General features: G+C 71.0%; 17 protein-coding genes. 10 read left to right on the forward strand and 7 right to left on the reverse strand.

Going from position 1 to position 18659, the window contains the following annotated elements:
* Positions 1-11: 11 nt before the first annotated feature.
* On the reverse strand, positions 12-923 hold the full coding sequence (locus tag AQJ46_RS25885; RefSeq protein WP_059207888.1) for a DMT family transporter: 912 nt from the start codon (positions 921-923) through the stop codon (positions 12-14).
* Between AQJ46_RS25885 and AQJ46_RS25890 the strand changes: the two genes are divergently transcribed.
* Entirely contained in the window at positions 922-2355 is a 1434-nt protein-coding gene (locus AQJ46_RS25890) for an aminotransferase-like domain-containing protein (RefSeq protein ID WP_059207889.1), read from the forward strand. The genes AQJ46_RS25885 and AQJ46_RS25890 overlap by 2 nt on opposite strands.
* Here the strand turns inward: AQJ46_RS25890 and AQJ46_RS25895 are convergent.
* Positions 2352-2978 (reverse strand): DUF6461 domain-containing protein, encoded by a 627-nt coding sequence (locus AQJ46_RS25895; protein WP_159064049.1) that lies wholly within the window; start codon positions 2976-2978, stop codon positions 2352-2354. The two genes, AQJ46_RS25890 and AQJ46_RS25895, sit on opposite strands and share 4 nt — an antisense overlap.
* 85 nt (positions 2979-3063) lie before the next feature.
* Between AQJ46_RS25895 and AQJ46_RS25900 the strand changes: the two genes are divergently transcribed.
* A complete protein-coding gene (locus AQJ46_RS25900) occupies positions 3064-3504 on the forward strand; it encodes a GNAT family N-acetyltransferase (RefSeq protein WP_059207891.1) in 441 nt (146 codons plus the stop codon).
* 73 nt (positions 3505-3577) lie between these two features.
* Positions 3578-4171, forward strand: coding sequence for a histidine phosphatase family protein (locus tag AQJ46_RS25905; protein ID WP_059207892.1), 594 nt, complete (start codon positions 3578-3580; stop codon positions 4169-4171).
* Between the two features lie 223 nt (positions 4172-4394).
* On the opposite strand, the gene AQJ46_RS25910 is transcribed toward AQJ46_RS25905, so the two are convergent.
* Positions 4395-4868, reverse strand: a complete 474-nt coding sequence (locus AQJ46_RS25910) for a DUF6314 family protein (RefSeq protein WP_059207893.1) — start codon at positions 4866-4868, stop codon at positions 4395-4397.
* Positions 4869-5006: 138 nt separating this feature from the next.
* Between AQJ46_RS25910 and AQJ46_RS25915 the strand changes: the two genes are divergently transcribed.
* Positions 5007-7484, forward strand: a complete 2478-nt coding sequence (locus AQJ46_RS25915; RefSeq protein WP_059207894.1) for an alpha-L-arabinofuranosidase C-terminal domain-containing protein — start codon at positions 5007-5009, stop codon at positions 7482-7484.
* Here AQJ46_RS25915 and AQJ46_RS25920 read toward each other — a convergent pair.
* Positions 7471-7908 carry a carboxymuconolactone decarboxylase family protein gene (locus tag AQJ46_RS25920; RefSeq protein WP_059207895.1) on the reverse strand — a complete coding sequence of 146 codons (438 nt, stop codon included), beginning with the start codon at positions 7906-7908 and terminating at the stop codon, positions 7471-7473. The genes AQJ46_RS25915 and AQJ46_RS25920 overlap by 14 nt on opposite strands.
* A 183-nt stretch (positions 7909-8091) precedes the next feature.
* On the opposite strand from AQJ46_RS25920, the gene AQJ46_RS25925 reads away from it, so the two are divergent.
* The 6 genes from AQJ46_RS25925 (at position 8092) to AQJ46_RS25950 (ending at position 15561) form a co-directional block, all read left to right on the forward strand.
* Positions 8092-10674 (forward strand): YfhO family protein, encoded by a 2583-nt coding sequence (locus AQJ46_RS25925; protein ID WP_225887398.1) that lies wholly within the window; start codon positions 8092-8094, stop codon positions 10672-10674.
* A gap of 65 nt (positions 10675-10739) precedes the next feature.
* Positions 10740-11768 carry an N-acetyl-gamma-glutamyl-phosphate reductase gene (gene argC / locus AQJ46_RS25930; protein ID WP_059207896.1) on the forward strand — a complete coding sequence of 343 codons (1029 nt, stop codon included), beginning with the start codon at positions 10740-10742 and terminating at the stop codon, positions 11766-11768.
* The gene (gene argJ, locus AQJ46_RS25935; protein ID WP_059207897.1) at positions 11765-12916 is read left to right on the forward strand and encodes a bifunctional glutamate N-acetyltransferase/amino-acid acetyltransferase ArgJ; all 1152 of its coding nucleotides are present in this window, start codon (positions 11765-11767) and stop codon (positions 12914-12916) included. Before argC ends, argJ begins: the two co-directional genes overlap by 4 nt.
* Positions 12913-13815: an acetylglutamate kinase gene (gene argB / locus AQJ46_RS25940; protein WP_057614250.1), complete on the forward strand. Its 903-nt coding sequence runs from the start codon at positions 12913-12915 to the stop codon at positions 13813-13815. The genes argJ and argB overlap by 4 nt, the downstream gene beginning before the upstream one ends.
* Positions 13812-14996 (forward strand): acetylornithine transaminase, encoded by a 1185-nt coding sequence (locus tag AQJ46_RS25945; protein ID WP_059207898.1) that lies wholly within the window; start codon positions 13812-13814, stop codon positions 14994-14996. The genes argB and AQJ46_RS25945 overlap by 4 nt, the downstream gene beginning before the upstream one ends.
* Positions 14997-15015: 19 nt before the next feature.
* Positions 15016-15561 (forward strand): arginine repressor, encoded by a 546-nt coding sequence (locus tag AQJ46_RS25950; RefSeq protein WP_057614247.1) that lies wholly within the window; start codon positions 15016-15018, stop codon positions 15559-15561.
* A 91-nt stretch (positions 15562-15652) separates the two neighbouring features.
* Here AQJ46_RS25950 and AQJ46_RS25955 read toward each other — a convergent pair whose 3' ends face one another.
* From AQJ46_RS25955 to AQJ46_RS25965, 3 genes are read right to left on the reverse strand one after another with little or no spacing between them, the layout of a single operon-like run.
* Entirely contained in the window at positions 15653-16453 is an 801-nt protein-coding gene (locus AQJ46_RS25955) for an FAD:protein FMN transferase (RefSeq protein ID WP_225887399.1), read from the reverse strand.
* The gene (locus AQJ46_RS25960; RefSeq protein WP_059207899.1) at positions 16446-17237 is read right to left on the reverse strand and encodes an FMN-binding protein; all 792 of its coding nucleotides are present in this window, start codon (positions 17235-17237) and stop codon (positions 16446-16448) included. Before AQJ46_RS25960 ends, AQJ46_RS25955 begins: the two co-directional genes overlap by 8 nt.
* Before the next feature lie 28 nt (positions 17238-17265).
* Entirely contained in the window at positions 17266-18648 is a 1383-nt protein-coding gene (locus AQJ46_RS25965; RefSeq protein WP_059207900.1) for a ferredoxin reductase family protein, read from the reverse strand.
* Positions 18649-18659 lie beyond the last annotated feature (11 nt).

The raw sequence follows: 18659 nt of genomic DNA on the forward strand, positions 1-18659 counted from the left end.
GGGCGCGCCGGTCAGCCCCGCGCCCGCTGGGTGACGGCGATGCACACGAGCACCGCCGCGGCCGTCAGCGGGGCGGCCACCGTCAGGTGCTCGCCGAGCAGCAGCACCGACCACACCAGTGTGAGCAGGGGCTGGGCCAACTGCAACTGGCTGGCCTTGGGGATCCCGATCGCCGCCATGCCCCGGTACCAGACGACCAGGCCGAGGAACTGCGAGCCAGCCGCCACCCACAGCAGCCCGGCGACGCTGTGCGCGGTGAGGTGCACCGGTTCGTACGCCAGCGCGAGCGCCGCCGCGGGCACGCCGATCGGCAGGCACAGCACCAGCGCCCAGGCGATGACCTGCCAGCCGGGCATGACTCTGGCCAGCCTCCCGCCCTCGGTGTAGCCGGCTGCGCACACCAGGAGCGCGGCGAAGAGATACAGGTCGGCGGTGGTCAGGGCGCCCCCGCTCTGCTGCACCGTGAAGGCGACCACCGCGGCCGCGCCCGCGAGGGCGGCCGTCCAGAAGGTGCGCGAGGGGCGGGTGCCCATGCGCAGGGCCGACAGGAGCGCGGTCGTCAGGGGGAGCAGACCCACCACGACGGCGGCGTGCGCGGTGGTCGACGTCTGCAGGGCGAGCGTGGTCAGCAACGGGAAGCCGACCACCACCCCGACGGCGACGACCGCGAGCCCCGGCCGGTCACGGCGGCTCGGCACCGGGACGCGCAGCGCCGCCAGACAGCCCGCGGCGATGAGGGCCGCGAGGACGCTGCGCACGGCGACGAGGGACCAGGGCCCGAAGCCCTCGAGCCCCCACGCCGTGGCGGGGAAGGTGAGGGAGAAGGCGGCGACGCCGAGGGCGGCCTGGAGGGTGCCGAAGCTCTTGGCGGGAGCGGGGACCGCTATCCCGGTCGGTGCGGTAGCGCTACTCTGTACTCTCATGCAAGAGCGTAGCAGCATCATCTACCTGGTAGAACAGCTGCGGCGAGAGCTCGACCGCTACTCTCCCGGTGGAAAGCTCCCGTCGAGCCGGGTCCTGGTCGACCGGTTCAGGGTCAGCCCGGTGACCGTCTCGCGTGCCCTCGCCCAGCTCGCCGCCGAGGGACTGGTGGTCACCCGGCCGGGCGCGGGTGCCTTCCGGGCGGCGGCGCGCACCGCCGCCGCTCCGGCCGGGGACACCTCCTGGCAGGAGGTCGCGCTCAGCGCGGACGGCGCCGCCGACCTCGTACCGCGCTCGGTGGACGCGTCCGGTGTCCTGGTCTCGCTGGCCGCCCCGCCGCCCGGGGTGGTCGAGTTCAACGGCGGGTATCTGCACCCCTCCCTGCAGCCGGAGCGCGCGATGTCCGCGGCCCTGGCCCGCGCCGGCCGCCGCCCCGGAGCCTGGGGCCGACCGCCGACGGAGGGCCTGCCGGAATTGCGCGAGTGGTTCGCGCGGAGCATCGGCGGCGCCGTCACGGCCGCGGAGGTGCTGATCACCGCGGGCGGCCAGTCGGCGCTCACGACGGCGTTGCGCGCGCTGGCCCCGCCCGGCGCACCCGTGCTCGTCGAGTCGCCCACCTATCCCGGCATGCTGGCGATCGCGCGTTCCGCCGGCCTTCGCCCCGTGCCCGTCCCGGTGGACGCGGACGGCGTGAAAACGGCCCTGCTCGCCGACGCCTTCCGGGCGACCGGCGCCCGGGTGTTCGTCTGCCAGCCGCTGTTCCAGAACCCGACCGGCGCGGTGCTGGCCCCCGAGCGCCGGGGCGAGGTGCTGAGCATCGCCCGCGAGGCCGGCGCCTTCGTCGTCGAGGACGATTTCGTACGACGGCTCGTGCACCAGGACGCCGGCCCGCTGCCGCGTCCGCTGGCCGCCGACGATCCCGACGGAGTCGTCGTCCATGTCGGCTCGCTGACCAAGGCGACCTCGCCCAGCTTCCGGGTGAGCGCGCTCACCGCACGCGGCCCGGTGCTGGACCGACTCCGCGCGATCCAGGTCGTCGACACCTTCTTCGTCCCCCGCCCGCTCCAGGAAGCGGCCCTGGAACTCGTCGGCTCGCCGGCCTGGCCCCGTCATCTGCGCACGATCTCGGCGGAGTTGAAGGCCCGCCGGGACGCCATGACCGCCGCCCTCCGCCTCGACCTGCCCGAACTCGTCCTCCCGCACATCCCGTCGGGCGGCTACCACCTCTGGCTCCGCCTCCCGGACGGCACGGACGAGACCGCCCTGACCGCCGCGGCCCTGCGAGCGGGCGTCGCGATCACCCCCGGTCGCCCGTACTTCAGCGCGGAACCCCCGGCCGGACACGTCCGGCTGAGCTTCGCGGCGGTGGCGGGGCCGCAGGAGATCAATGAAGGCGTACGCAGGCTTCGAACCGCCTGCGACGAGGTGCTCTAGCCGCGCGGCACCGGCGCGACCGCGCACAGGAACTCGGCGGTGGAGAAGAGCTCCGGGGTCAGGGGTATGCCGGTGAGGCGGTGGGCGAGGGCGAAGGAGGCGCCGGTCAGGGCCGCGTAGTACGCGTCGTGATCACCGTCCTCCTCGCGTTCTTCGAGGTCGAAGCCGGACTCCCGCATCTCGGTGAGCAGTTCGTCGGGGTGGCTGCCGTAACGCGCGTCGGCGAAGAGGGGCTCGAAATGCAGGCGCAGATCGCCGTTCTCGTACCAGCAGAAGCGGTCCACGGCGTTGACGTTGAGGAAGTGCGAGACCACTGTGCGGCCGCGCGAGACGGGCAGCATGGCCTTGTCGGTGATGCCCAGGTAGCCGTTGAACTCCACCATCAGCGTCCAGTGGCCGATCGCCGTCGCCCCGACGAACAGCCGGGAGGGAGCGCAGAGCTCGTACGACGGCCCGCTCAGCCCGGCCACGCCGACGATCCGGCTCCGTCCGTCGGCCCCCAGCTCCTCCAGCAGTTCCTCGGGCGCGATGTCCCGGACCAGCGTGATGCAGTACCCCTCCAGCAGAAGCGCGTACCGCTCCTTCAGCCACCCGTAGTCGGTGGCGGTCGTCATCCCCGTCATGCTTCGCAGCATCGCACCCGGCACTGACAACGCCCCTCAGGAAAACAGTTCGACGCCGGTGGCCGGGGCCTGCGAATCTCCCGGCATGACCGACGCCCCGCCCCTCCCCGAGGGCTACGAGATCTCCACCGACCCCGACCGCGTCGACGCCGGGCGGGTGCACCACTGGCTGTCGACCGACGCGTACTGGGCGATCGGCCGGCCACGGGAGAAACAGGACCGGGCGATTGCCGGGTCGCTCAACTTCGGGGTGTACGCGGTGGAATCGGGGGATCAGGTGGCTTATGCCCGCGTGATCACCGACCTGGCCACTTTCGCCTGGCTGTGCGACGTGTACGTGGACCGGTCCGTGCGGGGCGAGGGGATCGGTACGGCGTTGGTCGGTGCCGTGCGTGAGCACCTGCGGCCCTACGGCCTCAAACGCATTCTGCTCGCCACCCACGACGCCCAAGGGGTGTACGGGAAGCTCGGGTTCGCGCCGCTCGCCAAGCTGGATCACTGGATGACGCTCGTCTTCGGGCAGTGAGCCCCGGCGCACCCTGGGTAACTCCACGGTAACGCCTCTTGACCTGCGCACTTCCACAGCTCACGATCGCCGCATGCAACTTCGGGTCACGTTCGTCGCCGCCGCGCGCAGCTCCTCGCTGCTCGCCGAGCGGTTCGAGGACGACCGTCCCCTCGACCAGGCCGGCTGGGACGAGGTGCTGGGCGTGGCGCACGATCTGCTGCCGCTCGCGGCGGCCGAGCTGCGGTACTGCTCGCCCACTCCGCGCAGCCGCGCCACCGGGGACGCCCTCGGTTACTCCCCTCTGGTCCAACTCGCTCTGCGCGACTGTGACATGGGGCGCTGGCGCGGGCTGACCCTCGGCGAGGCGATGGCCCGGGATCCGGAGTCCGTGGACGCCTGGCTCGCCGACCCGCGGGCGACCCCGCACGGCGGCGAGTCACTGCTCGACTTCATCACCCGCGTCGGCGGCTGGCTCGACACCCGGCCCGTCGGCGACGGCGGCCGTATCGTCGCCGTCGCCGAACCGGCCGTGATCCGAGCCGCCCTGGTCTACGCGCTGAAGGCCCCGCCGTCGACCTACTGGAACATCGACGTACGTCCGCTGTCGGCGACCACCGTGACCGGCAGGGCCGGCCGCTGGAGCCTCCGCTTCGAGGGCGCCCCGGCTCAGCCTGCGCGGACGTAGCCAGGGGCTCGGCGTGGCAGGCTGCCGGCCGTCCTGTGCGGATGGCCGCCGGGCGGCCCCGTGCGCTGAGTCGTCGGCCGCCTTGTGCTGGTGCCTGCCGGTGGGCTGGCGGGTGTAGTGGGTCGTCAGGGCCAGGTCCTTGGCCGGGCGGCTGACCCGCCGCACGGTGCGCCGTTGGTGCGCGTCGAGCTGTGTACTGGTGGCGGCCGGTGGTCTTGCGCGGTCAGTGGTCGGGCGTGCCTGCGTGGCCGCCGGTGGGCTCGCGCGTGTAGTGGGTCGTGAGGACCAGGTCCTTCGCCGGGCCGCCGACCCGCCACACCGTGCGCCAGTGGTCCGCGTCCAGGACGCTGAACTCGCCGCGGTACAGGTCCGCGGCGCAGGGGTGGTCGGCGACATGGTGGCCGGACGTGAGGTCCAGGTGGTGGAAGGGGCGCCCGTCGGAGAAGAGGACGTCGGCCGTGCCAGGCGTCCCGCCCGGCAGGAAGCGGAGCGTCCGTTCCGCGGGGCGCGGGACGCCCTGCCAGACGAAGACGCCCGACTCCCGGGACAGCAGTCCGCCGTCTTCCAGTCGGCCGAAAGCGGTCGTACCGGAGAACTCCCCTTCGTCTCCGCTCGCCAGATCCCGCACGGTTCGCTCGGTCCGCCAGATCCCGGCCAGATACGTCAGCGCATCCACCACTGGCCAGAACTCGCCCATCCGTCCCTCACTTCCGACACTTTCGGTCCCGCGCGACCCGTTGACGCTCCCCGGCACCCTCCCTATCTTGCCGTTCGAAGTGCTGATCATCGTCTGATATTTCGAACGTCACCTTCGACAGAGAGCCGCGGAGTATTCATGTCACGCACCCGCTGGAGACTCGGTCTCGGTGCCACCGCCTTCCTGGTGGCCGCCGGCCTGGTCCCCGCCCCCGCCCATGCCGAGGACGTCACCGACTACGCGATCACCGTCGACCCGGCCGCCCGGGGGGCGAAGATCGACGACACGATGTACGGCGTCTTCTTCGAGGACATCAACCGGGCCGCCGACGGCGGTCTGTACGCCGAGCTCGTGCAGAACCGGTCCTTCGAGTACTCCACCGCCGACAACTCCTCGTACACCCCGCTGACCTCGTGGACGGTCGCCGGCGCCGGCCAGGTGGTGGACGACGCCGGACGGCTGGGCGAGCGCAACCGCAACTACCTCTCCCTGGGCGCCGGTTCGTCCGTCACGAATGCCGGATACAACACCGGCATCCACCTGGAGGAGGGCAAGAAGTACGACTTCTCGGTGTGGGCCCGCGCGGACGCCGGTACGGCTCTCACGGTCTCGTTGCAGGACGCCGAGGGGACGCTCGCCGCCGCCCGCGAGGTGACCGTGACGAAGAGCGGCTGGGCCCAGTACAAAGCCACCTTCACCGCGACCCGGACCGGCTCCGACGGCCGCCTCACCGTGGCCTCCTCCGCCGCGGCCGCCCTCGACATGGTGTCCCTCTTCCCGCGCGACACCTACCGCGGTGAACGCAACGGGCTGCGCAAGGACCTCGCCGAGAAGATCGCCGCTCTGCAGCCGGGCTTCGTGCGCTTCCCCGGCGGTTGCCTGGTGAACACGGGATCCATGGAGGACTACAGCGCGGCCTCCGGCTGGCAGCGCCGGCGCTCGTACCAGTGGAAGGACACCATCGGCCCGGTCGAGCAGCGCGCGACCAACGCCAACTTCTGGGGCTACAACCAGAGTTACGGCCTCGGCTACTACGAGTACTTCCGCCTCTCCGAGGACATCGGCGCCATGCCGCTGCCCGTGGTCCCCGCGCTGGTGACCGGCTGCGGTCAGAACAAGGCCGTCGTCGACGAGGCCCTGCTCAAGCGGCACATCCAGGACACCCTCGACCTCATCGAGTTCGCCAACGGCCCGGCGAGCTCCACGTGGGGCAAGGTGCGGGCGAAGATGGGCCACGCCAAGCCCTTCCATCTCACCCACATCGAGGTCGGCAACGAGGAGAACCTGCCGAGCGAGTTCTTCGCCCGGTTCAAGGAGTTCCGCGCCGCCATCCAGGCGAAGTACCCGGACATCCAGGTCATCTCCAACTCCGGCCCGGACGACTCCGGTACGACCTTCGACACGGCCTGGCAGCTCAACAAGGACGCCAAGGTCGACATGGTCGACGAGCACTACTACAACAGCCCGCAGTGGTTCCTGCAGAACAACGACCGCTACGACTCCTACGACCGCAGCGGCCCGAAGGTCTTCCTCGGCGAGTACGCCTCCCAGGGCAACACCTTCAAGAACGGCCTCACCGAGGCGGCGTTCATGACGGGCCTGGAGCGCAACGCCGACGTCGTCAAACTCGCCTCCTACGCCCCGCTGTTCGCCAACGAGGACTACGTCCAGTGGCGCCCGGACCTGATCTGGTTCAACAACCACGCCTCCTGGAACTCCGCCAACTACGAGGTCCAGAAGCTGTTCATGACCAACGTCGGCGACCGCGTGGTGCCCTCGACGGCCACCGGCACGCCCTCACTGCTCGCCCCGATCACCGGAGCCGTGGGCCTTTCGACGTGGGCGACGACGGCGGCGTACGACGATGTGCGGGTCACCGGTGCCGACGGGAACACCCTGCTCACCGACGACTTCAGCGGTGACGCCTCGCAGTGGACCCACACCGGTGGCGGCAGCTGGAGCGTCCAGGACGGGCAGTACGTGCAGACGGACGTGAACGCCGAGAACACCATGGTCTCGGCGGGTGACCCGTCCTGGCACGACTACGACCTGAAGGCGAAGGCCACCAAGAAGGCCGGCAAGGAGGGCTTCCTCGTCGCCTTCGGCGTCAAGGACACCGGCAACTACTACTGGTGGAACATCGGCGGCTGGAACAACACCCAGACCGCCGTCGAACAGGCCGTGGACGGCGGCAAGTCGACGCTGATCTCCAAGGCCGGATCGGTCGAGACCGGCCGTACCTACGACATCGACGTCAAGGTGCGCGGCCGTCAGGTGACCCTCTACCTCGACGGACAGGAGTGGGGCAGCTTCACCGACGACAAGCCGGCCGAGCCGTTCCGCCAGGTGGTCACCAAGGATCAGAAGACCGGTGACTTGATCGTCAAGGTCGTCAACGCCCAGAACGCGGCCGCCCGCACGGCGATCGACCTGGGCGGCGCCAAGGTCGCCTCCAGGGCCCGGGTGACCACGCTGGCGGCCGGCCCGGACGCCGTGAACAGTGAGACGTCGACCGCGGTCGCCCCGGTGAAGTCCACGTTCGACGGGGTCGCCGGGAAGTTCTCCTACACCTTCCCGGCGAACTCGGTCACCTTCCTGAGGATCAGGCAGAGGTAGCCGGTGGGTCGGCGGGCTGCTGTCCGACGGGCAGCAGCCCCCGCTCGCCGAACACCTTCTTCGCCACGGCCGTGGCGTTGAGGGCCCTGGGGAACCCGCAGTAGCCGGCCGACTGCAACAGGGCCTCGACGATCTGCTCGGGGGTGAGGCCCACATTGAGGGCCGTGTTGATGTGCACGTCCAGCTGGGTCTCGCAGCCGCCGAGCGCGGTGAGCATGCCCAGCGTCACCAACTGGCGGTCACGGGGCGCGAGTTGTGGTCGGGAGTAGATCTCGCCGAACCCCCAGGCGATGACCTGGTGGCCCATCTCCGGGCTGATGTCGGCGAGTGAGTCGACGACCAGCTGTCCTGCCTCGGGATTGACGCTCCCCAGCATCTCCAGGCCGCGCGCGAAACGCTCCTCGCGGGTGGTGCTCTCGCTCATGTCGGCTCCCTCCGCCCGTACATCCCCCTCGGCCGCCGTTGGCTTCCGGGTCGTACGGAGTTCACTTCACCGCCATCGGCGGTCGGACAACCAACCGTATGCACCCCTCGTCTAAATCTGCGCAGCAACAACGCACGGGGTGAACGCCCCGGACGGGGGCCTGAATTGACCAGCAAACAGGGCGTGCGACCGACCGTCCCGCCCGAACCGAAGACCGCGGACGACCACATAGGTGAGCGGCCGCCGCCCGGGCCGGGGCAGGCCGCTCTGCTGGCGGCGACGATCACCGTCGTCGTGCTCTGCGCGGCCGACGCCGTCGCCCGCAGCTACCCCTTCGGACCGCGCACCCGGAACGTCAACGACCTGGGAAACCAGTACGTGCCGTTCCATGCGCACCTGTGGGACCTGTTGCACGGGCGGGCCACCGGTGGGCTCCTCGTCAACTGGCAGTCTGGATTCGGCACCAGCTTCCTGCCCGACCTCGGCACCTACCTCACCAGCCCGTTCGCCCTGCTCGTGGCGGTGTTCCCGAGAGACGAGATCGACCTCGCGGTGTACGTCATCACCGTGCTGAAGATCGCGTGCGCCGGTGCGGCCATGGCCTGGCTGCTGCTGAGGCTGCGGCCCGGGCACTGGTGGGCGGCGGGCCTGCTGGGCGCGTCCTACGCCCTGTGCGGATGGACCGTGGCGACCGCCTCGTACAACCTCATGTGGCTCGACGGGCTGATCGCCCTGCCGCTGCTGTGCCTGGTCGGCGAGTGGATCCTGAGCGGCAGGCGCCCGCTCGTCGGGGTGCTGGTCGTGACGGCCGCCTGGATCGCCAACTTCTACACCGCGTACATGGCCACCCTCGCCGCCGCTCTCGTGTTCCTGCTGCGGCTGTGGCTCGCCGACCTGCCCCGCCGACGCAGGCTCACGGCCGCGGGCCGGGCCGCCCTGACCTTCGCGCTGGGCATGGGCCTGGCCGCCCCCCTGGTGACGGTCGTGTACTTCGGGAGCGCGCACGCCTCCGAGGGCCGGTTCACCCGGTTCGCTCCGGTGGGCGCGGAGGACCTGCTGGCCCGGCTGCTGCCGACGACGTACAGCTTCGGCTCCCCGGCCCTCTTCGTCGGCACCACGGCCCTGCTGCTCGCTCTCGCCCTGCCCTTCCACCGTGCGGCACCCCGCCGGGTGCGCGCCGGGTGGACGCTGCTGGTGCTCGTCGTGACCCTGTCGATGCAGTGGGGCCCGACCCATCTGCTCTGGCACGCCTTCGCCGAGCCGCAGGGCAGTTCGTACCGCCAGACCTTCGTGGTGTGCGCGCTGCTGGTGATCGCCGCCTGGCACACGCTCTCCTACGGCCCCCTCGACCGGCGGGCCCTCGCCGCGGCGGCCGGACTGCTCGCGCTGATCGCGGTCGTCGCGAGCAGCAGCAGGCTGGTCCGTTCCTTCGCCTGGCCGGTGCTCCTGATGGCGGCCCTGGCCGCGCTGCTCGGGCTGATCCTGCTCGGCCGCAGGCGGCCCGTACTGCGCATGGCCCCGGCGGCGCTCGCCGCCGTACTGCTCGTCGTGGCGCAGCTGGGCGAGGCCACCGCCACCGACGCCGTGGCCACCCGGATGCGGTTCGGGCACATGGACGACTACGCCCCCTGGGGCGCCCGGCAGCAGGACCAGGCCGACGCGGTCGCGCAGGCCGACGGCTGGCCCCGCTATCGCACCGACCCGGGCCGGGAACAGACCGTCGCCAACGACCCGCTGGAGGTCGGCGGGCAGGGCGCCCAGTACTACAGCAGCCACACCTCCGCCGTGCTCAGCAGCACGCTCACCGCCCTCGGCGGCGGCTGGACCTCCGGCGGCCGCAGCCTCCAGAGCCTGGACAACGCGGTGACGGACGTCCTGTTCTCCGTCGGCGCCCGGGTGCGCTCCCCGCCGGACCCGCATCAGAACTGGTTCCCGCAGGACGGCACCGGGGAGACCGTGACCCGCGAGGACGTCCCGCCGCTGGTGACGGTACGGCCGTCCGCCGCGACCGGTGCCTTCGGGCCGTCGCCGTACCGCAACCAGGAGCTGCTGCTGGGCGCCCGCGTCTACACCCTGCCCCGCATCACCGTCCTCAATGGCGCCGGCAAGCGGCCGGACCGCAGTACCGACCGGCGGCAGGGAGTGCGCATCGGTGGCAGGGCGACGATCACCGCGCAGTGCCGGGCAGGCAGCGAGGTCTACCTCTGGGCGCCGTACTTCGCGGGCACGGCACGGCTGGCCGGGCCCTCCGCGCACGGCTTGACCGGACGGTTCCGGGCAGACTGGCGGCCCCTCACCAAGATCGCCGCCATGCAGCGGCTCGGCACCGTCCCGGAGTCCGGGCGCCTCACGATCGAGCTGTCCCCGAACCGGCTGGGCGTGGTGCCGGACCAGGCGGTCGGGTGTCTGGACACCGGCCGCCTGCACACCGTCGTACGACAGCTCAAGGCCACCGGCGCCACCAAGGTGACCGTCTCGGGCTCCGGCGGCACGATCCGGGCCCAGCTTCCGGCGGGCAGCAAGGGCGTCGCCGTCGTGGCCGCGCCCCGGATCGCCGGCTGGCGCTGCGCCGCCGGTGACGCGGCCGCCGTACCCGCGAAGGAGTACCACGGGCTGATCGCCGTGCCGCTCGACGGCACCTCGTCGACTGTCACCTGCAGTTTCCGTCCGCCCGGGCTGCGGCTGGGGACGGCGGTCGGGGGCGGTGCGCTCGTCGCTCTCGCCGGGCTCGGCACGTTCGGGGCCCTGCGCCGGCGGAGGGCGTGAGTATGCATGTGGTTGCATAAACGTGCAGCGAAACGTATAGTCATGCCATCCAGGAGGAGGATGACATGGCGGTACGTGCGGCGGTGGCCGGAGCGAGCGGATACGCGGGCGGTGAGGTCCTGCGGCTGCTCCTGGCGCACCCCGAGGTCGAGATCGGCGCCCTGACCGGCAACTCCAACGCCGGACAGAAGCTCGGCGCGCTGCAGCCGCACCTGCTGCCGCTGGCCGACCGGGTACTCCAGGAGACCACGGCCGACGTCCTCGCCGGACACGACGTCGTCTTCCTCGCCCTTCCCCACGGACAGTCCGCCGCCGTCGCCGAACAGCTCGGCCCGGACGTCCTCGTCGTCGACATGGGCGCCGACTTCCGGCTCGAGGACGCCGCCGACTGGGAGAAGTTCTACGGCTCCGCGCACGCCGGCACCTGGCCCTACGGCCTTCCCGAACTGCCGGGTGCCCGCGCCCGGCTCACCGGGACCAGGCGCATCGCGGTGCCCGGCTGCTACCCGACCGCCGTCACGCTCGCCCTCTTCCCGGCCTACGCCGCCGGAATCGCCGAGAACGAGGCCGTGATCGTCGCCGCCTCCGGCACCTCCGGCGCGGGCAAGGCGCCCAAGCCGAACCTGCTGGGCAGCGAGGTCATGGGCTCCATGTCGCCGTACGGCGTCGGCGGCGGCCACCGGCACACGCCCGAAATCGTCCAGAACCTCAGCGCGGCGGCCGGTGCCAGGGTGAGCGTCTCCTTCACGCCGACCCTCGCGCCGATGCCCCGCGGCATCCTCGCCACGTGCAGCGCCAAGGCGAAGCCCGGCGTCACCGCCGAGTCCGTCCGCGCCGCCTACGAGAAGGCCCTCGCCGACGAGCCGTTCGTCCATCTGCTCCCCGAGGGCCAGTGGCCCGCCACGGCGTCCGTCTACGGTTCGAACGGCGTTCAGGTGCAGGTCGTCCTCGACGAGTCCGTGGGCCGCATCATCGCGATCAGCGCCATCGACAACCTGGCCAAGGGCACCGCGGGCGGTGCCGTCCAGAGCATGAACATCGCCCTCGGTCTCCCCGAGGAGCTCGGTCTTTCCACGATCGGAGTCGCACCGTGAGCGTCACGGCAGCCAAGGGATTCCAGGCGGCGGGCATCGCCGCCGGAATCAAGGAGAACGGCAACCCGGACCTGGCCCTCGTGGTCAACACCGGGCCGCGCCGCGCCGCCGCAGGCGTCTTCACCTCCAACCGTGTGAAGGCCGCGCCGGTGCTGTGGTCCGAGCAGGTCCTCAAGTCCGGTCAGCTCTCCGCCGTCGTCCTCAACTCCGGTGGCGCCAACGCCTGTACGGGTCCCAAGGGCTTCCAGGACACGCACGCCACCGCCGAGAAGGTCGCCGAGGTGCTGGACATCGGCGCGGGTGAGGTGGCCGTCGCCTCCACCGGGCTCATCGGCCTGCTGCTCCCGATGGACAAGCTGCTGCCGGGAGTCGAGGCCGCCGCGGCTCAACTGTCCGAACACGGGGGTGAGAAGGCCGCCATCGCCATCAAGACCACCGACACCGTCCACAAGACGTCCGTCGTGACCAAGGACGGCTGGACCGTCGGCGGCATGGCCAAGGGCGCGGGCATGCTCGCCCCCGGCCTCGCCACCATGCTGGTCGTCCTCACCACCGACGCGGACCTGGAGAGCGAGGCCCTGGACAGGGCCCTGCGGGCCGCCACCCGGACCACCTTCGACCGCGTCGACTCCGACGGCTGCATGTCCACCAACGACACCGTGCTGCTGCTCGCCTCCGGCGCCTCCGAAGCCACCCCGGAATACGCGGAATTCGCCGAGGCGGTACGGACCGTCTGCGACGACCTCGGCCAGCAGCTGATCCGGGACGCCGAGGGCGCCAGCAAGGACATCAAGGTCGAGGTGGTGGGCGCCGCGAGCGAGGACGACGCCGTCGAGGTCGGCCGCTCCATCGCCCGCAACAACCTCCTCAAGTGCGCGATCCACGGCGAGGACCCCAACTGGGGGCGCGTCCTGAGCGCCATCGGCACCACGAAGGCCGCTTTCGAGCCCGACCGGCTCAACGTCGCCATCAACGGCGTCTGGGTCTGCAAGAACGGCGGCGTCGGCGAGGACCGCGACAAGGTCGACATGCGCTACCGCGAGGTGCACATCGTGGCGGATCTCGCGGCCGGCTCCGAGACCGCCACCATCTGGACCAACGACCTCACCGCCGACTACGTCCACGAGAACAGCGCCTACTCCTCATGAGCACCACGCGAAAGCACACCGCGCTCCCCAAGGCCCAGATCCTCATCGAGGCGCTGCCCTGGCTGGTCCGCCACAACGGCAAGACCGTCGTCATCAAGTTCGGCGGCAACGCCATGATCGACGAGGACCTGAAGGCCGCCTTCGCCCAGGACGTCGTCTTCCTGCACCACGCGGGGCTCAAGCCGGTCGTCGTGCACGGCGGCGGCCCGCAGATCAGCGCGGCCCTCGACAAGCACGGCATCGTCAGCGAGTTCAAGGCCGGCCTGCGCGTCACCACCGAGGACGCCATGGACGTCGTACGGATGGTGCTGGCCGGGCAGGTGCAGCGCGAGCTGGTCAATCTGCTCAACGAACACGGGCCGCTCGCCGTCGGGTTGACCGGCGAGGACGCCCACACCATCAGCGCCACCAAGCACCGGCCCGAGATCGACGGAGAGTTGGTCGACATCGGGCGGGTGGGCGAGATCACCGCGATCGACACGGGCGCGATCGAGGCACTGCTCGCCGACGGCCGTATCCCGGTCGTCTCGTCGATCGCCCGTAGCCAGGACGACGGACATGTCTACAACGTCAATGCTGATACGGCGGCTGCGGCACTCGCTGCTGCTCTTGACGCCGAAACCCTCATGGTCCTCACGGACGTCGAGGGCCTCTACGAGGACTGGCCGCACAGCGACGAGGTGATCAGCCGCCTCACGGCTTCCCAACTGGAGAAGCTGCTGCCGGAGTTGAGCTCCGGCATGGTCCCGAAGATGGAGGGCTGTCTGCACGCCGTACGCAACGGCGTGACCACGGCCCGGGTCATCGACGGGCGGGTCCAGCACTCGATCCTGCTGGAGATCTTCACCGACGAGGGGATCGGCACGATGGTCGTGCCGGACGGACAGGGGGATTCATGAGCAACGCGGAACTGACCGAGCGGTGGCAGGGCTCGCTCATGAACAACTACGGCACCCCGAGGCTGCCGTTGGTCCGCGGTGCGGGCCTCAAGGTCTGGGACGCCGAGGGCAGGCAGTACCTCGACTTCGTCGGCGGCATCGCCACCAACGCGCTCGGCCACGCCCACCCGGCGATCGTCGAGGCCGTCAGCAAGCAGATCGCCTCCCTCGGCCACATCTCCAACTTCTTCATGGCCGAGCCGACCGTCACCCTCGCCGAACGGCTGCTTCAGCTCTTCGGCCGGGACGGCAAGGTCTTCTTCTGCAACTCCGGCGCCGAGTCGGTCGAGGCGGCCTTCAAGATCGGCCGGCTGACCGGGCGCACCCACATGGTCGCGACCGAGGGCGGCTTCCACGGCCGGACCATGGGCGCCCTCGCGCTCACCGGCCAGCCCGCCAAGCAGACCCCCTTCCTGCCGCTGCCGGGTGACGTCACGCATGTGCCGTACGGCGACGCGCAGGCGCTGGCCGCCGCGGTCACCGAGGACACCGCGCTTGTCGTCATCGAGCCGATCCAGGGCGAGAACGGCGTTGTGGTGCCGCCGGCCGGCTACCTCAAGGCGGCCCGGGCGATCACGGCCGCCAAGGGCGCCCTGCTGGTCCTCGACGAGGTGCAGACCGGCATCGGCCGCACCGGACACTGGTTCGAGTACCAGGCCCACGAGGGCGTCCTCCCGGACGTCGTCACCCTCGCCAAGCAGCTCGGCGGCGGACTGCCGCTCGGCGCGACCGTCGCCTTCGGGCGGGCCGCGGAGCTGCTGCAGCCGGGGCAGCACGGGACGACGTTCGGCGGGAACCCGGTCGCGTGTGCCGCCGGTCTCGCCGTCCTCGACACCATCGCGAACGACGGGTTGCTGGAGAACGTCAAGCAGCAGAGCGAGAGGCTGCGGGACGGAATCGAGTCACTCGGACACCCCCTGATCTCCCACGTCCGGGGTGCGGGGCTCCTCCTGGGTATCGTGCTCACCGAGCCGCTCGCGCCGAAGGTGCAGCAGGCGGCTCAGGAGGCCGGATTCCTGGTGAACGCGCCCGCCCCCGACGTCGTACGGCTGATGCCGCCGCTGAACCTCGGCGACGACGAAGTGGACGCGCTTGTGCAGGCTCTCCCCGGCATCCTGGGTGTCGCCGAGGGAGACGGATGATCCGGGGAATGAGACGACGATGAGTCATGCGCAGGATCACGAGCACAACGGGGTCGCGGGGGCTGCCGTGCCGCAGACGCGTACCGCGCGCCACCGCCGGATCGTGGACATCCTCAACCGGCAGCCGGTCCGGTCGCAGAGCCAGTTGGCCAAGCTGCTGTCCGACGACGGGCTGAACGTCACTCAGGCGACGCTCTCCCGGGACCTCGACGAGCTGAACGCGGTGAAGATCCGTAACACCGACGGGGATCTCATCTACGCGGTGCCCAGTGAGGGGGGTTTCCGGACCCCTCGGGCGCCGTTGGGGGAGTCCGCCAAGGAGGAGCGGATGCGGCGGCTCTCTCAGGAGTTGCTGATTTCCGCGGAGGCTTCGGCGAATCTCGTGGTGGTCCGGACTCCTCCGGGTGCCGCGCAGTTCTTGGCGTCGGCGATTGATCAGGCCGAGCTGCATGACATTCTCGGGACGATCGCCGGTGACGACACGTTGATGCTGATCAGCCGGAACCCTACGGGTGGGCAGGCGCTGGCAGAGCATTTGTTGCGGTTGGCTCAGAACGGGCACTAGCGGTCGTCTGTCGGGTGCGGGTTCGTGGGGGCTGGTCGCGCCCACGCGGGGGAGCCGCATATCGACACAGCCCCGCGCCCCTGAAAAGCCATCACCCGAGCCGGGCTGCCAAGCCCCCCGTGCACCGCACCTCATCGCCCGCCGTGATCAGCAGCGCCTCCACGTCCGGCAGGCTCTCCAGCCACGCCAGGCCCTCCCTCGATCCCATCGCGAAGGCCGCGGTTGCCCAGCAGTCCGCCCACGTCACCGCCGGGGCCACTACCGTCACCGCCAGCAGGTCCGTCACCGCGGAGTGGCCCGTGCGGGGGTCGATGATGTGGGCGCCGCGTTCGGCCGTACCGGAAGTCGCCACCGCCAGCTCGGCCGCACCCGCCGCCGAGACCACCGCCGCCAGGCCACCCGGGCGCAGGGGGTCCGAGACCCCTACCCGCCACGGGCGTTCCGGGCCCGGTACGCCCAACAGCTGGACGTCTCCGCCGCCGTTGACGCTGACCCCGGTCGCCCCCGCGAGAGCCATACGTCGAGCCGCGCGTTCCACGGCCCAGCCCTTGACGATGCCGGTGGGGTCGAGGCGGCCCCCGTAGCGCAGGCTGAACCAGCCGTCGCTCAACCGCTCGGCCTCGGCGCCGAGTTCGAGTACCTCGGCCACCTCCGGGTCGCACTCGGCGACCGTCAGCTCGCCGCGGGCCAGGCGGGAGACCTGGCTGTCGTCGCGGTAGGTGCTGAACACCTCGTTCACGCGGTGCAGTTCCGCCACCGCCTCCCGCAGTGCCGTCTGCACGGCAACGGGTTCCCCGCCGCGGACGTCGAAGGAGAAGACCGTCCCCATGACCTCCTCCGCGTGACGCACCGCGGCGGGAGCTTGTGCCGGCTCGGCCACCGTGTCAGCCACCGGCCTGGTCCAGCGCCGATTGCAGCGACTTCTTGTAGCCCTCGCTGGTGTAGGTGGCCCCGGAGACCGAGTCGATGTCCGCGCTGCCGGCCGCCACGGCCTCCTGGTTGAGCTTCGGGATGGACAGCGCCGTCTTCTGGTCGCTCGTCCCGCCCTTCGGCGCCTGCACCGCCTCGGCGTTGGTGATCTTGCCGCCGCTGACCGTGATCCGGACCTGGACCGGGCCGTACTGGGTCTGCGACACGGCACCGGTCACGGTCTTGGCGGCCGACCCGGCGCTGCCGCCCGCCGTCTGGGACGGCTGAGCTGACGGCTGGGCCTGCGAGGCCGCCTCGTTCGCCTTGTCGATCGCCGACTGGAGCGCCTTCTTGTAGCCCTCGCTCGTGTAGGTCGCCCCGGAGACCGTGTCGACCTGCGAGGTCTGCTTGGCGAGCGTGTCCTGGGTGAGCTTCGGAATGGACAGAGCGGTCTTCGCGTCGCTCTCCCCGCCCTTGGGCGCCTGGACCGCCTCGGCCTTGGTGATCTTGTTGCCGCTGACGGTGATACGGACCTGGACGGGACCGTACTGGGTCTGGACCGCGTCCCCGGTGACCGCGCCGCCGGCGGCCGCCCCGGTGCCGCCCTGGGCCGACTCCTGCGCCGCCGCCGTCTGCTGCGGGATCGTTCCGCCCGCCTGGGCGGACGCCGGGTCCGAGGACGGCTTCAGCGACAGCATCAGCACGACACCGGAGACGGTGGCGGCGGTCGCGAGCACGACTCGACGGACGGGGTGACTCTTCCTCATCGCTTCAACAGCTCCTGAATTCCCGTCGTCACATCTCGAACGACTCGTGATGGATGCGGCGGGCGGGCACACCCGCGCCGCGCAGTGCTTCGTACACGGACTGCGCGAAACCGTTCGGCCCGCACATGAACACGTCGTGCTTGTCGATGTCGGGCAGCTTGCGCTGGAGGGACTCCGCGGAGATGTCCGGGCGCTCCCCGTCCGGACTGTTGACCGCGTACATCAGCCGGGCGCCGCGCTCGTCCGCGATGGCGGCGAGCTCGTCCCACAGGGCCAGATCCTGGGTGGTGTTGGCCCGGTACAGCAGGGTGATGTCACCGGCCGCGCCCGGCAGCGTCTCGAACAGGGCCCGCATCGGCGTGATGCCGACGCCGCCGGCCACCAGCAGCACCTTGCCCCGGCTGCGGCGCTGGGCGGTGAGCGCGCCGTACGGTCCCTCGGCCCACACCTTGGTGCCGGGCACCAGCTCGCGCAGCCGTTCGCTGTGGTCGCCGATCGCCTTCACCGTGATCCGCAGCATGCCCGGCCGGGGCGCCGCCGACAGCGAGTACGGGTGGGAGCTGAACCGCATGCCCGGCGCGAGGAAGCGCCAGCGGAAGAACTGGCCGGCCTCCGCGCCCATCCGGTGCAGCTTGCGCCCGCCGATGAGCACGGACACGACGCCCGGCGTCTCCTCGACGACCGCCTCCACATACATCCGGTGGCGCAGGTTCAACCGGATCGGCGTGAGGATCCGGTACCAGAGGACCAGCGCGGTGACCGAGCCGTACAGCGCGTACCAGACGGTCTTGGCGATCGGCTCGACCGCGAAGTCGTTGCCGGTGGTCAGCTGGTGCCAGAAGGTCAGGAAGACCGCCGCGTACGTCAGCAGGTGCACGTGGTACCAGGTGTCGTACGGGATCCTGCGCCGCACCCCGCCGATGGACATCAGCCCGATGACGAACAGCAGACCGGTGCCGATGGCCGCCTTGCCCATGTCCGGCAGCTGGTTGATGGAGTCCATCGTCTGCTGGACGATGTCGCCGAGCCCCTTGCCGGCCTGCAGGGCGTAACCCCACATGATCAGGAAGACGTGGGCGACGACCAGGCAGAGGGTGTAGCGGCCGGTCATCGCGTGCCAGCGGGCGACCCGGTCGGAGCCCACCCGGCGTTCCAGCGCGGGCACCCGGGCCATCTGCAGCACCACGAGCGCCATCAGATACCCGGCCAGCAGACCGGTGATCCGGCCCGCGTTGAGGATCTTGCTGTTGTCGTCGGCGACGGACGGTGTGTTGTGCCACCAGAGCCACAGCACACCGGCGGCCCCCGCCCATACGGCGAGCAGCAGGACGGTCGCCGGGGAACGGCGCGGGCGGATGCGGCGCATCGTCTGGCGGCGGGCGGCGCGGCCGCCTGCGAGCGTCGTGGTCACGTTTCCTCCGG

Source organism: Streptomyces canus (assembly GCF_001514145.1).
Classification (GTDB): domain Bacteria; phylum Actinomycetota; class Actinomycetes; order Streptomycetales; family Streptomycetaceae; genus Streptomyces; species Streptomyces canus.